This window comes from Candidatus Deianiraea vastatrix (assembly GCF_007993655.1).
GTDB classification, from domain to species: Bacteria; Pseudomonadota; Alphaproteobacteria; order Rickettsiales; family Deianiraeaceae; genus Deianiraea; species Deianiraea vastatrix.
The window spans coordinates 559,217-573,042 of sequence record NZ_CP029077.1 but is presented as its reverse complement, the minus strand read 5'-3'; the positions used below and the strand labels follow the sequence as shown (position 1 = coordinate 573,042).

Genomic DNA, 13,826 nt, shown 5'->3' with positions numbered 1-13,826 from the left:
AGATAGTATGCTTTAAGCATATAAACGCAAATAAAAAATATATTATCTTGACTTTTATCTGTTTTGATTTAAAACGATTAATTATTTTCAGTTGTAATTGCATGAAAAATAATGATTTTGGACTTTGTGATTTAAAAGATACAGGCTTTGTCGCAGATATAGAGACCCCAGAAGTTCAGGTTCCACTTGAATTTAAAAACAAAATCGTAAACTATTTCACTGTCACCGATGAGGCTCTAAAACGCATTTCAGAAATACTTGAAAAGCGCAAAAAACCATCATCTGGAATTAAAGTCAGCATTCGCTCAAAAGGCTGTAGCGGTATGGCGTATAAAATAGAATTTGCAGACTATGGAATAAACTTAACCGACGCAGACGAAATGCTAGTGACAAGCGATGGAAAACGCATTTTTATCGATATAAAAGCATCGCTTTTTGTAATCGGAATGACTATGGACTACCAAGTCGAACAGTTTAAAGAGGGCTTTGTCTTTATAAATCCAAATGAAAAAGGAAAATGTGGCTGTGGATCTTCGTTTTATGTGTAAAATCTTGTTATGATAATAGAAATTAATGACATTTGCCTAAATGCAAATCTAAAATGCCATTATCCTTGGGAAAAATCTGATATTCAAGGCGTGAAAATAGACTGTAAAATAATATACAATACGCAAAATCCTAAGGTTTTATCGGATGTTATAGACTATGTTAAGATTGAAAATGTCATTTTAGACATCGCAAAATCAAATCAATTTGATATAATAGAAGCCTTGGCAGGCGCAATTGCAGATAAAATCCTTGAAAAATTTGAGCAAATAACGCAAATTTTTGTGAAAATAACTAAGGAAAATGTTATGCAAAATGCTAAATCTGTTTCGATTGAAATTGAAAAAACACAAGGCGTGAAGGTGATTTTTTGCCTTGGATCAAATCTTGGAGATAGAGAAAAAAATATAAATCTTGCATACAAACTGCTTTGTGAAAAATTACAGCTTAAAATGCCAAAAATCTCAAGCCTGATAGAATATCCAGCTTGGATGCCAGAGGGCAGCCCTGCAACTTGGAATATTGACTTTCTAAACTGTGCAGTAAGTGGATTTTGCGCAAAAAAATGCGATGAAATCTTGCAAATCACGCAGGAAATAGAGCAGGAAATAGGGCGTAAAAAAGATAGAATAAAATTCTCACCGCGCGAAATTGATATAGATATTTTGTATTTTGACGGCAAAATAATTTCAAGTAAAAACCTTCAAATCCCCCATGCACAATGCTATTTTCGCGACTTTATGCTTACCCCCGCGCGCGAGATTGAGCCGGATTTAATTTATGTTTTAAAATAACATTGTTTTTATCAAAACTGCATTTTATATACTTACAATGTTGTTGACAAATATTTTTTTTGTGTTTTCGTTTTAAAAAACGATATTTTTATGGATATAGAAACGCTGAAAAAATCAAGTTCTTGGGCAATTCAAGAGGCGCTTCGTATACTTGATAAAATAAATTGGAAAACGCCAGAAAAGGGCTATGTTTTGTTTGAAACCGGGTATGGGCCATCTGGTCTTCCGCATATCGGAACTTTTGGAGAAGTTGTAAGAACCCAGATGGTTATGTTTGCTTTTTCACAGCTTGCACCACAGATTCCAACTAGAATTTTTTGTGTATCAGATGACATGGACGGCATGCGTAAAATTCCAGATAATGTTCCAAATCCTGAAAAATTAAAGCAATATATTGGACTTCCGCTGACTAAAGTTCCAGATCCGTTTGAAACTCATGAAAGCTATGGACATAATATGAATGCGCGGCTTCGTGCTTTTCTTGATTCTTTTGGCTTTAAATACGAATTTTTATCTGCAACTGAGTGTTATAAAAGTGGGAAATTTGATGAATATTTGACAAAAGCGGCTGAAAATTATGAGGCTATAATGGCTATAATGCTGCCGACTTTGGGTGATGAAAGGCGTGAAACTTACAGCCCTTTTATGCCGCTTGATAGTGACAGTGGAAAGGTTTTGGCTGAAGGTGTGATAAAAGTTGATGCGAAAAGTCAAACTATAACATACAAGTGTGAAAATGGTGAGGAAAAAACGCAGAAATTTACAGGCGGTGGGTGTAAATTACAGTGGAAACCTGATTTTGGAATGCGTTGGGCTGCACTTGATGTTGACTACGAAATTTACGGAAAAGACCATTTGCCAAACGAAGAGGTTTATAAAAATATATGCAGGGCGCTTAAAAAAGAGCCGCCTGTGACGTATTTTTACGAGTTATTTTTAGATAGCGAGGGTAAGAAAATTTCAAAAACAAAAGGCAATGGAATCTCTGTTGAGGACTGGCTAAAATACGCGCCAACCGAGTCTCTTGCGTATTATATGTATCAAAAACCGCGCACGGCAAAGAAATTATATTTTGATGTAATTCCAAAATCTGTCGATGAGTACTTAAGTTTTGCATCAAGTTATCATCGTCAAAGTGATGAGGAAAAGGTAAATAATCCGGCGTTTTTTATACACAGCGGCGATGTTCCAAAACATGAATTTGATTTATCTTTTGCACTGCTTTTAAATCTAACTGCCGCGTGTAGCCCTGAAAATGACGATATTGTCTGGGGTTTTATTGCAAAATATGATAGCAATTTGGTAAAGGGAAAGCATAAATTCCTTGATAAAATGGTGATTTGCGCTATAAATTATTATAATGATTTTGTAAAACCAACTAAAAATTACAAAGTGCCGACCAAGGATGATAAAAAAGCCTTATTGCATCTTAAAAATGCTCTTATTGCATGTAGTGAGCATAGTGCAGAAAGCTTTCAAAATGCAACATACCAAAGTGCAAAAGATTTACAAATTGAGGCGCGTGAGTTCTTTAAAATGCTTTATCAAACTCTGCTCGGGCTTGATCAAGGTCCAAGATTTGGCTCTTTTGTATCGCTTTTTGGTCTTGAAAAAACTGTAAATTTAATAGATAATATTTTATAATTTTAGAAAAAATACTATTAACAAGTGTATCAAATCGAGCCAGATTTACTTCATGTTTTGGAATAATGTCTTATTTCTAAGTAAAACAACTTTTTTAGAGAAAAGTTATTATATTTTGTCAACTTTTATTGTACACTTTTTATTTAATATTTCTTCAATTTTAGACACTACGCTAGACTCCATCATTTTCCAAGTACTCCAAAATGCCAAGTCATTGATTAATACATGTAAAATATATTCATTTTTTTTAGTATTTAATGACATTTTTACCGGTTTTATGAATTGAGAATTGCTACCAATTGCATTGTTCCAATGTTGTATAAAATTTTTTGGAAACCCTAAATAACTTGATGTTGTAAAAATGATGTTATTGGCAAAATGTGATATATTTTTTGCAAATATATTATATTTTTTTGTTTTTATTTCATTTTTGTTGAACATTTTGTTGACTATTTTTATTTGAATTTGCCGTTTTGTTTTTTAAATCTTCAGCCTCTGGATCATATCCATCCGCAACTTTTTCTTCCGATGAATCGTATCCTAAAATCTGAAAACCAAATGGATTTAGATATCTATCTTCAAGTGGCAAATCAAGATCAAAAAAGTCAAAAGTTAATCTAATTCTAAAGAATTTCTTTCTAACCTGCGCGCCGTCAATTATAATTCTTTTTACAATTTTTAAATCAGCACTTCTTGGCGATGTAAATGCGATTGACCTAATTCCTATCTGAATACTTGGGTTTCTAAATTTTTCACTATCTAGGAAATCAGATGTTGACTGTTTATTTTCCATTGTTGTGTAGTAACTATAAGCATCCTTGGAGCTTAGAACTCTAACTAAATTTCTATCGTCTGAATCTGTTTCTTTTTTATATCCCTCTCTGGCTCTTATGTATTTTACAACAAATGATTCACGAACAACTTCTGAAGCTGTAAAAGATCTTACACTTTCAGATTCAACAATCGTTGCAGAACCAGTTTTTTTATCAACATTTATTAAATATGGCTCTACAGATTTATTCTCATATATATATTTGACCAAAATTAATGAGATAAAGATGCCTATAGACAACAACAATGTCAAAAGGAGTAAAATATTCCTCTGAACACTTGCGACAACATATCTATCTTGATACCAACTTTTCATTTTTGTGTCAACAGAATTTGTCTTCATGTGAAATAACTTGACTTTAATTTTTGTCATTGTATAAGTTGTTATATTTTTTTGTCAAGATAAAAATATGAAAATAGAAAAATTTTTAAAAAACGTTAAACCAAGAGCTACTTTTTATGTTGTAGTTTTTGCTTTTTTATCAACTATATCGGTGTTACAAAGTTTGTTTTATGGAAATGTGATTGCAAAACCAAGAATTCAAGAGGAACTTGAAAATGTTCTTTATTTAAGCGTAGATAGCGATAAAAACTGTAAGATTATGATAAAATTACTGCCCGATGTCGCGCCAAATCATGTAAAAAGAATAAAACAACTCGCGCGTGATAAATTTTATGATGGAGTGGAATTTCATAGAGTTATAAAGGGTTTTATGGCGCAAGCTGGTGGAAAAAATGGTAACCCAAATTATGGAAGTGGTAAAAAAATCAACGCAGAATTTTCAAAAATGAAGCACATTCGCGGGGCTGTATCTATGGCTCGCCCTATGGATGTCAACGGCGCGGATTCACAATTTTTTATAGTCACTCAAGATTCACCATTTTTAGACGGTCAGTACTCGATATTCGGCATGGTTATTGAAGGTATGGAGTGTGTTGACAAAATTAAACAAGGCCCTGAAAGCATGAACGGAATGGTTTCAAATCCAACTAAAATTATATCAATGAGAGTTGCGATAGACGAAGAAGTGGCTAAGGCAAAGGCAAATAAATAGGATATTTTTATGTTTAAATACGTCATAGAAGGCGGAAATCAACTTTCTGGAAATGTTAGAATTTTTGGCTCAAAAAACACAAGCTTAACCGTGTTGCCAGCTGCAATTTTGACAGATGAAGTCTTGGAATTTACAAATCTTCCGCATGTTCAAGATGTGGTTTCCATGCTTGCTATGTTTGCAGATGTTGGTGCCACAATATCCCTTAAAAACAGCACAGAAGATGCCTCTTTGGCGCTATCTCTATCGTTTAAAGGCGACATAAAAAATATCGCGGCTTATGAATTTGTCAGCAAAATGCGTGCATCTATACTACTTCTTGGACCAATGCTTTCACGGTTTGGATACACGGAAATTTCACTTCCGGGTGGCTGTACGATTGGGTCAAGACCGGTTGATTTACATATAATGGCAATGGAAAAATTCGGTGCAGAGATCACTCTTGAAAATGGCTATATCAAAGCACGCGCTCCAAAAGGCGGACTTGTCGGCGGGCGTATAGAATTTCCAAAAATCACAGTCGGCGGCACAGAAAATGCACTAATGGCAGCGGTTTTGGCAAAAGGGGAAACGATAATTGAAAATGCCGCTATAGAGCCAGAAATCCTTTATTTATGCGATATTTTGATTAAAATGGGTGCAAAAATTGACGGAGTTGGAACGCATACTTTAAAAATTACAGGCGTTGCAAAACTGCACGGCGCAAAATACTGCGTTCCATCGGACAGAATACAGACTTTTACATATTCAATTATCTCGGCTGCAACTGGCTTTAATGTTGATATAGTTGGTGCATCGATGGGTGATTTTTTAGGCACGATAAAGCCATTATCTGACATGGGAATTGAGGTTTTTGAAAAAGACGGAGTAATCAAAACGGTGAAAAAAGGTGAAAAATTAACCCCAGTTAACGTCAAAACAGATGTAATACCGGGCTTTCCAACCGATTGCCAAGCGCAACTAATGGCACTTTGCGCCGTCACTGAAGGAAAAAGCATTATATCTGAAGATATTTTTGAAAACAGAATGATGCATGTTCCGGAGCTAAATCGCATGGGTGCAGACATAAAAATCGACGGAAATACAGCGTATGTCAACGGTGTAAAATCCCTGTTTGGAACGAAGGTTATGGCAACTGACTTGCGCGCTTCGGCGTGCCTTGTTATCGCCGGCCTTGTTGCAAAAGGAACAACCGAAATAAGCAGAGTTTATCACATAGACAGGGGTTACGACTTCCTTCCTGCAAAACTTGAGGCATGTGGGGCGAAGATTAGGAAAATTACTGAATAATTTATATATATTAATAAAAATCTTTTTCTATTGCGTAACTGGATTCATCCAAATTCCACCCTGGGCACATGTTAATGTTGCAGATGTTGCGGTTGATATTGAAACAGGATTTTTTGGGTTTGAAATCTTGTAAATTGATGGTGCATTGGTTTGATTCATTGTAGTCTGCCACATAAATCCATTTACATCAGTTGGTGCACCGCTTGGAATATCTACAGTAACTGTTGACTGATGACAAAATATCTTATCACCTCTTGCAACAGATGATAGTATTGAGTCCATGGTATAAAAATAAACACCATCATCAAAATCTGGTTTTAGATTATCGGATACAAATTGCATTACAGCACTAGATCCAAGCATATTATGACTTGGCCATCTTCCATGATAGTATTGAAATGTATTGTATTGCTCTTTGACCGATGTTGGATATTGATTTAAAGTTCCACCTTTATTCCATGCTCCAAAGCCATTTTGACCATGGGTTATTAATATGTATCCAATATTTTCTTTATTTAATGCATTTCCAAGGTAGTCATTTACAAAAACTTTGCAGGATGTAAATATTGCATCTCCAGATAAAATATTTCCATCTGTGTCTTTATAAAAACCACTTCCAACAAGAGCTGTTGTAATTAATGGATTTGCGTTCGTTCCAGATGTGCATTGTGATGCAACTCTTTCAAGGCAAAGATTGTCATTAGTTGAAACTCCAGATGTAGTAAGGTTAATGTCTGCTGCACAATTAATTGTTGAATCAGCTCTGTGCATTCTAGCTGGCATTGCAACTCTTGTCCATCCTGAAATTGCTTTATATATTACATTTGTTGTTATTTTTCTATTTGTTGCATATCCTTGTGGAACTACATATGTAAATTTATTATTGTAATCATCAAACATGTTATTTTCCCCTATTTCAAGGGTTTTAAAAGGTATTGTGCCAAAAACAATTTTGTTACTTCCATGCGTAACAGAAGTTTTATTTCTCACGGAAACAACAAGATGATTTTTAAATCCAGAATCTACCTGTGTTCCATTGTAATTTAATGTATAATCGCATATTCCATCTGAATTCAATTGTTCAACTCCATATTTTGCATCCGTATAGCCAAGAGTAGGATCTGCGGGGCAGGGTAATCTATCATATTTGCGAAAAAAAGTTGCAATTGCATTCTCAATTATTGCAACCTTATCTTTATTTGCCCTTGCTTTAGTTATCGCGCTAACTGAATTTAAAATACTCATTAATCCAGCCATTAACATTCCACTTATAAATATAACTATGGCAAGTTCTATCATTGTAAAGGCTTTTTTACGTTTCACTATGTTAAAAAATATCTTTAAGTGAGTTTTGTTACTAATGTAAAATATTATTTTCAAGAAAATATTTTTCACTTGACTTTTAAAATTAATGTCAATCTGCTTAGTTTAAGTGATTAAATTTTTTACTTATGTTCGCAATTTTACAGCTTTGTGGTAAGCAATATCGTGGTGACCTTGGATGCACTCTAGTTTTAGACAGGCTGGATGGTGAAGTTGGTTCTATTGTTGAAGTTAAAAAAGAGGATATTCTTCTTATTGGTGACGATAAAGCATATAAAATTGGCTCAGATAAAAAAAAGGTATCTTTACAGATTTTAGAGCATTTTAAAGGTGAAAAGGTAACAATTTTCAAAAAAAGAAGGAGAAAAAATTACGAGAGAAAGAACGGCTTTAAGGCTTCTCATACAAAAGTTTTAATTAAAGAGATAGCTTAATTTTGATATAATTTACAAGCGTTAATTTGTAATCTAGAGTGAGTTATTGCTATTAAAATTTTATAAATAGGAATATTTTGTTAATTCCAATTTTGTTCTTTGCTCCATAAATAAAATTTCTTGACAAAACATTAATCTTTGCTACAGATTTTTTTCAAAAACCCTAAAATTTCAACTGTTTGTTCATCTAAAATTGAATAATAAATAAACTTGCCAACCTTCTCATCTTTCAAAATTCCCTTATTTTTCAATAAAATCAAATGCTGGGAAAGTGCAGATTGCGATATATCTATTTTTTCAAGCAGCTCGGAAACATTTTTTTTGCCATCAAGCAAAAGACATAGACATTGCAACCTTATCGAATTTGCAATATTTTTTAATATTTGTGCAATTTTTATTGATAACTCTTGCTGATTCATATTTTTATTAATTCTTTAAATAACATAAACATCGCAACGATAATTGTCAAGATTGAAAAAATGAACTTAATTTTCTTACTGTCAATTTTTGTGCAAAATTTCACTCCAAGTATAGTGCCGCAAATTGAAGATATTAATATTGGCATTAAAATTGAAAACTGTATGTATTTTCCTTGAATTAAATCGGCAAATATAGCAATAAGGCAGTTTAGTGTTATAATAAAAAGTGATGTTCCGATTGATTTTTTAATATCAATTTTAAGAAAATTATATAACGCAGGAATTATTAAAAATCCACCACCTGCACCAAGTATTCCAACAATTAAACCCACAAAAAAACCAGAGATAATGGTTTTAATATTGCTTTTGCTTTGATTTGTAGGTTTTAAATCTTTTTTTAACAACATTGAAATTGCACTGGAAATCATTAGTATTGCAAAAAGTACAATTAAAAAAATATCTTTTTTTATAGTAAAAATTTCGCTTGGAATTGATGAAATTATTAAACATCGTGATATGCTAACGCCGATAATTGATGGAATTGCAAAAACAATTGCGTCTTTAAAATTAATTAAACCCTGTTTGCGATAGCTTAAAAATCCAAAACAAGCAGTAAATCCAACGATATAAAATGAATACGACATTGCAAGCTGTGTATTTAACCCAAGAATGTAAATCAAAACCGGTACACTAAGTATTGATCCACCTGCACCAATTAATCCAAAGCTTACGCCTATTATTAGAAATAAAATCCAAGATATAATCATATATCTTTAGTTGCAACAATGAGATGTAATCTTGCAAGATTTGATATTTTTATCTGCATAAACCTTATTCCATGGGGCTTTTGCCAAAACCATTGCAAGCCCGCAGTAACCAGTAAGCCCTGCAAAACTTAAGCCGCAGCCTATTAATAAAGCGATAAATACAAAATTAATATTTATAAAATATGTCAGGAAAAAAGACGCTATTAATATTATACCAATCGTTAATTGCACTTGTCTATCAAGTGGTAGGCATTTTTTTGACGACTTTTCAACATCAAAGCCTTGTGCAATCCAAGCATCTATTCCGCCTTCAAGATTAAAGCAGTTTTTATTTTTCATTTTATCGATAATTAAAGAAGCTCTTCTGCCGCTTTTACAATGAATAACTATTTTTTTATCGCTGATATTTGGAATTTTAGCTTCATCAAAGCATGAAGATGGAATTAAAATTGAGTCTTTTATATGGCAAGATTTATGCTCAAATGGCTCTCTAACATCAACAATGACAACTTCGTTATTTTTTATTAAATCATTTAACTCGTGAGACTGAATTTGTTTCATATTTTGTAAATAAGGTATATATTAGTAATATATAATATATAATTGTCAATATTAATTGTAATATTTTTATCTTTGAGAATTTATTTCTTTTTTGGTATTGATTCTTTCTTCAAATCTTGACATTATTTCATGAATTTTTGCATTTGCAACATCTCGAACCTTCTCTTCTATTAAGGAAAGTGTAAAGTCTATTTCTATTTCAAAAGAAACCTCGCAGATGCCATCGATTTCCTTTAATTTCCACACACCAAAAAACTCAAATTGCATAAATTTTTTCCCACGCATCTTAATTTCGTTATCATTTTCTTGTATTTCACAGCTAAATCGATATTTAAATAGCGAAAGGTCAATTGCAACATCAGTTTTTGTCAGAAAATTACCTTTATTTACAACCTTAACATCGCACCAAGGCAAAAACTCATTGTATTTTTCGACATCTAAAATAACAGATTTCACAAGCAAAAGATCTGCATTTATCCTTTTTTGCTGAGAAATTTTCAGCATATTTTACGCAAAGGAATTACCGCATCCGCAAGATTGTTTTGCATTTGGGTTCTTGATTCTAAAATAACTTCCGCTGATTTCATCGACAAAATCAAGTGTTCCACCATTTAACATTTCAAGTGTGTCAATGTCTAGCACGGCAAGATTTACGCCATCTGATGCAATTACAACATCGCCTTCTTCAACCTGATTTGTCATTTCAAGGTGATATTTAAAACCTGCGCAACCGCCAGAGTAAACCATTATTCGCAGTATAGGATTTTCCATTCCGCTTGAGTTTTTTTCCATTTCCTGAAGGTGTAAAATTCTCTTCTTCGCGCTTTCTGTAAGCCCAAATTTTTCAGCATTTTCCGCCATAAAAAAATAATTTGATATTTAAAATATAACATTGTATATAACCTAAAAATTATTTTGCAAGCAAAAAATATGAGTTTTTTAAAATTTGATGGAAATAAAAAACGCCTTTTTGATGAAGATATTTCCTCAAATGAAGCATTTTGCGAAGATAGAATGCGGGTTATTTCAAGTAATGCTTTTAAACGCCTTGAAGCAAAAACTCAAGTTTTCCCATCTTATCACGGCGATCACTATCGAAAACGCCTGACGCACAGCCTTGAAGTTGCAGAAATTGCAAAACGCATAGCATCAAACCTAAATGTTGACGCAGATCTTGCCGAAGTTGTTGCGCTTTCTCATGATCTTGGGCACCCGCCATTTGGTCATGTTGGCGAGGATGTTTTGGATAATTTAATGCAAAATTTTGGCCGTGACTATAAACACAATACATTTTCGTTTAAAATCGTTACAAAACTTGAGAATATATCGCATAATTACGCAGGTTTAAATCTTTCTTGGGCGGTTTTAGATGGCATTTTAAAACACAACGGCCCACTGCTAAAACCATGCGAATATATAATAGATTACAACAAAAATTTGCTGGATGGTTTAAAGATTGACCTTTCTTGTCATTCAAGCCTTGAAGCGCAAATTGCCGCAATTTCCGACGATATAGCATATAATAATCATGATATTGAAGATGGAATTCGTGCAGATATTTTGACTCTTGATGATGTCTTTAAATTGCCGGTTTTTGGCGATTTTATGCTTGAAGTTCGTGATAAATATTCATTTTTGGAATATGGAATAATGGCAAAAGATGCAAAATCAAAAAGCATTGCCGCAATGAAAAAAGATGTTATAGAGCAGACTTTAAAAAACATCGATAAATACAGCATAAAATCATATAGCGACGCTTTTACATGCGGAGTTCAGATTGTTGATTTTTCACCAGAAATGTCAGAAAATATCGCAAAAATCAGGAAATTTCTTTATGCAAATCTATATCACAATAAAAAAGTTGCAAAATCACGAAGCAAGGCGAAGTCTGTAATTACAAAAATCTTTGAAACAATTGACAAAAAGCCAGATTTAATGCCTACTCTTTGGCACAGCGAATACAGTAAAGAACAAAACGATGGTGCAAAAGCCGGTATAATTTGCGACTATATCGCAGGAATGACCGACACTTTCGCCGTTGATTTGTCAAAAAAGTTTACATCAAAAAAGTCTATTATTTAATTTGTTTTATGTCAAAAAACGCTTTAATCACAGGTGCTGCTGGTTTTATTGGGAGTAATTTCGCCCACATGTATCTTGCAAAATATCCAGATAGTAACATTGTCGTCCTTGACGCACTAACTTACGCCGCAAATCTTGAAAATCTATTGGAAATTAAAGACAAAATCACTTTTGTAAAAGGTGATATAGGCGATAAAGAGCTCGTTTTAAAGTTTTTATCTGAAAATAATATAGACAGAGTTTTTAATTTCGCAGCTGAAAGCCATGTTGATAATTCGATTTCAAATCCAAGAATTTTTATTGACACCAATGTCACTGGAACATTTAACTTACTTCTTGCGTGCAGGCAATATTTTGAAAGCCTCTTAGACAAAAGCAATTTTCGCTTTTTGCATGTTTCAACGGATGAAGTTTATGGAACTTTGCAGCTTGGCGATGGGAAAAAATTCGATGAAAACACGCCTTATGCGCCAAATTCACCATATTCTGCGTCAAAAGCGGCATCTGACCACATAGTTCGAAGCTTTGTGCATACATACGGGCTTCCATGCGTTACAACAAATTGCTCAAATAACTACGGACCTCGTCAGCATATAGAAAAGCTGATCCCAAAAACAATTATGGCGTGTAAAAATGAGCAAAAAATTCCTGTTTATGGAAATGGAACCGCCGTTCGTGACTGGATATGGGTTGATGATCACTGTGCTGGAGTATTACTTGCCATGGAAAAGGGTAAAATTGGCGAAACCTATTGCTTTGGCGGTGATTGTGAAAAAAATACTCTTGAAGTGGTGCAGGCAATTTGTAAAGCCATGAACGAAATCTTCCCAAGAAAACAAGGAAAATATGAAGATTTAATAACATTTGTTAAGGATAGAGCAGGGCATGATATAAGATATTCAGTCTCATCAGAAAAGGCAAAAAAAGAGCTTGGTTTTAAACATAGTGTCACAGATTTCAAGCTTGCAATTGACAAAATAGTTTCAATGCTAGTTTAGCAAATCTTTTATTTTAAATAAAAAGCTAGGTAATGTGTCAATGGGGAATTTAGTCATTATTGCTAACTTCTTTACGCGCAATTTTGATATACTCCGCATTTTTGTAAATTTGCACTATCATGCAAATCTGGCATTATTGTTGTTATTTTTGCAAAAATACCAGGGAACATAGTTTGTGCATTTGTTAGTGCTCTTCTAGCAAAAAGTGGATTTTCGTATATTAAATAAGCAGCAGAGCCAGCACCCGTTATGTCAAATTTTATTAAACCATCAGATGAATTTTCTGCAATTTTTGCAATTGCATTCTTTGTTTTATATAATATTTTATCACTTTGGATAAGGTTGTTCGTCATTTTATTAAGCCTTATTAATTGCTCCATATCTGCAATTTTATTTAACTTTGAAAGATTAACCAAACTTAATGCTATTAAATTATTATTTTTATTCATTATCTCTTCATCCTGTTGTGAAAGATTTAATTGGTCATATGAAGAATATATTTTTGCAGTTGAAACCTTTTCCATTAAATCAATTACCAATACGCTTTTTTTACATATTGCATCATCAAAATATATTGGATTTACAACATCCCCTATGCCAGAGCAAACTGCTGACGAGTTTTGTAAAAAGAATGAAACATCTGCACCAATTTCTCTTGCAATATTTATTTTCTCATCTTGCGTCATTTCAAGTCCATAAAATTTATCGCAAAATTTTATCATTGCTGCTGCGTTAGAAGACCCACCGCCCATGCCAGATGCAACTGGAATATTCTTTTCAAGATAAATATCAAGATCGATAGATAGGTCATACTCATCTGAAATTAGTTTTAAAGTTTTTATTATTGTATTATTTTCAACTGAATTTCCAGTGTATTGAGATATTTTATGAGCAAATATTCCGCCAAAATTGATACTTACTCCATCGCCATATCTTTTGGTTGTAATGGATATTTTATCGCATATATCTACATATGTCATTAAAGAAGATATATTATGCCGTGTTTTATCTTCGGTAAGACCGTAAATACTTAAGAATAGATTAAGTTTCGCGTATGAGTTTATGTTTAAAAACATATAAAA

The 13,826-nt window shown here is 33.1% G+C and carries 17 protein-coding genes; 8 read left to right on the top strand and 9 right to left on the bottom strand.

All coding sequences use genetic code 11. The features are described 5' to 3' along the window. The first annotated feature begins 101 nt into the window (after positions 1–101). The 3 genes from deia_RS02760 to deia_RS02750 all read left to right on the top strand — a co-directional run bounded on the left by deia_RS02760 (position 102) and on the right by deia_RS02750 (position 2,984). Entirely contained in the window at positions 102–548 is a 447-nt protein-coding gene (locus deia_RS02760; RefSeq protein ID WP_146820640.1) for a HesB/IscA family protein, read from the top strand. Positions 549–557: 9 nt separating this feature from the next. Next, a complete protein-coding gene (folK, locus tag deia_RS02755; protein ID WP_146820639.1) occupies positions 558–1,340 on the top strand; it encodes a 2-amino-4-hydroxy-6-hydroxymethyldihydropteridine diphosphokinase in 783 nt (260 codons plus the stop codon). Positions 1,341–1,430: 90 nt separating this feature from the next. Next, positions 1,431–2,984 carry a lysine--tRNA ligase gene (locus deia_RS02750; protein ID WP_146820638.1) on the top strand — a complete coding sequence of 518 codons (1,554 nt, stop codon included), beginning with the start codon at positions 1,431–1,433 and terminating at the stop codon, positions 2,982–2,984. A 108-nt stretch (positions 2,985–3,092) separates the two neighbouring features. Here the strand turns inward: deia_RS02750 and deia_RS05800 are convergent, their stop codons facing one another. Continuing rightward, a complete protein-coding gene (locus deia_RS05800; protein ID WP_161982824.1) occupies positions 3,093–3,425 on the bottom strand; it encodes a hypothetical protein in 333 nt (110 codons plus the stop codon). Further along, entirely contained in the window at positions 3,409–4,188 is a 780-nt protein-coding gene (locus tag deia_RS02745; RefSeq protein WP_146820637.1) for a VirB8 family type IV secretion system protein, read from the bottom strand. The genes deia_RS05800 and deia_RS02745 overlap by 17 nt, the downstream gene beginning before the upstream one ends. Before the next feature lie 37 nt (positions 4,189–4,225). On the opposite strand from deia_RS02745, the gene deia_RS02740 reads away from it, so the two are divergent. Both deia_RS02740 and murA read left to right on the top strand, forming a co-directional pair. Next, a complete protein-coding gene (locus deia_RS02740; RefSeq protein WP_146820636.1) occupies positions 4,226–4,870 on the top strand; it encodes a peptidylprolyl isomerase in 645 nt (214 codons plus the stop codon). A 9-nt stretch (positions 4,871–4,879) separates the two neighbouring features. After that, the gene (gene murA / locus deia_RS02735; protein WP_146820635.1) at positions 4,880–6,160 is read left to right on the top strand and encodes a UDP-N-acetylglucosamine 1-carboxyvinyltransferase; all 1,281 of its coding nucleotides are present in this window, start codon (positions 4,880–4,882) and stop codon (positions 6,158–6,160) included. 27 nt (positions 6,161–6,187) lie between these two features. Here the strand turns inward: murA and deia_RS02730 are convergent, their stop codons facing one another. Continuing rightward, the gene (locus deia_RS02730) at positions 6,188–7,483 is read right to left on the bottom strand and encodes a type II secretion system protein (protein ID WP_146820634.1); all 1,296 of its coding nucleotides are present in this window, start codon (positions 7,481–7,483) and stop codon (positions 6,188–6,190) included. A 128-nt stretch (positions 7,484–7,611) separates the two neighbouring features. Between deia_RS02730 and rplU the strand changes: the two genes are divergently transcribed. Beyond that, on the top strand, positions 7,612–7,917 hold the full coding sequence (gene rplU, locus deia_RS02725) for a 50S ribosomal protein L21 (protein ID WP_146820633.1): 306 nt from the start codon (positions 7,612–7,614) through the stop codon (positions 7,915–7,917). A 131-nt stretch (positions 7,918–8,048) separates the two neighbouring features. Here rplU and deia_RS02720 read toward each other — a convergent pair whose 3' ends face one another. From deia_RS02720 to deia_RS02700, 5 genes are all read right to left on the bottom strand, one after another. Further along, complete coding sequence (locus tag deia_RS02720) at positions 8,049–8,336, bottom strand: ArsR/SmtB family transcription factor (RefSeq protein WP_146820632.1); 288 nt, start codon at positions 8,334–8,336, stop codon at positions 8,049–8,051. Then, positions 8,333–9,103, bottom strand: a complete 771-nt coding sequence (locus tag deia_RS02715) for a sulfite exporter TauE/SafE family protein (RefSeq protein WP_146820631.1) — start codon at positions 9,101–9,103, stop codon at positions 8,333–8,335. The genes deia_RS02720 and deia_RS02715 overlap by 4 nt, the downstream gene beginning before the upstream one ends. Positions 9,104–9,109: 6 nt before the next feature. After that, complete coding sequence (locus deia_RS02710) at positions 9,110–9,664, bottom strand: rhodanese-like domain-containing protein (RefSeq protein ID WP_146820630.1); 555 nt, start codon at positions 9,662–9,664, stop codon at positions 9,110–9,112. 66 nt (positions 9,665–9,730) lie between these two features. After that, on the bottom strand, positions 9,731–10,168 hold the full coding sequence (locus deia_RS02705; protein ID WP_146820629.1) for a type II toxin-antitoxin system RatA family toxin: 438 nt from the start codon (positions 10,166–10,168) through the stop codon (positions 9,731–9,733). A 3-nt stretch (positions 10,169–10,171) separates the two neighbouring features. Then, a complete protein-coding gene (locus deia_RS02700) occupies positions 10,172–10,525 on the bottom strand; it encodes a HesB/IscA family protein (RefSeq protein WP_146820628.1) in 354 nt (117 codons plus the stop codon). A 69-nt stretch (positions 10,526–10,594) separates the two neighbouring features. Here deia_RS02700 and dgt point away from each other — a divergent pair, with 69 nt between their 5' ends. Then, entirely contained in the window at positions 10,595–11,746 is a 1,152-nt protein-coding gene (gene dgt, locus deia_RS02695) for a dGTP triphosphohydrolase (RefSeq protein ID WP_146820627.1), read from the top strand. An 8-nt stretch (positions 11,747–11,754) separates the two neighbouring features. Beyond that, a complete protein-coding gene (rfbB, locus tag deia_RS02690) occupies positions 11,755–12,744 on the top strand; it encodes a dTDP-glucose 4,6-dehydratase (RefSeq protein ID WP_146820626.1) in 990 nt (329 codons plus the stop codon). A 71-nt stretch (positions 12,745–12,815) separates the two neighbouring features. Here rfbB and deia_RS02685 read toward each other — a convergent pair whose 3' ends face one another. Next, a complete protein-coding gene (locus tag deia_RS02685) occupies positions 12,816–13,820 on the bottom strand; it encodes a 4-(cytidine 5'-diphospho)-2-C-methyl-D-erythritol kinase (protein WP_146820625.1) in 1,005 nt (334 codons plus the stop codon). Positions 13,821–13,826 lie beyond the last annotated feature (6 nt).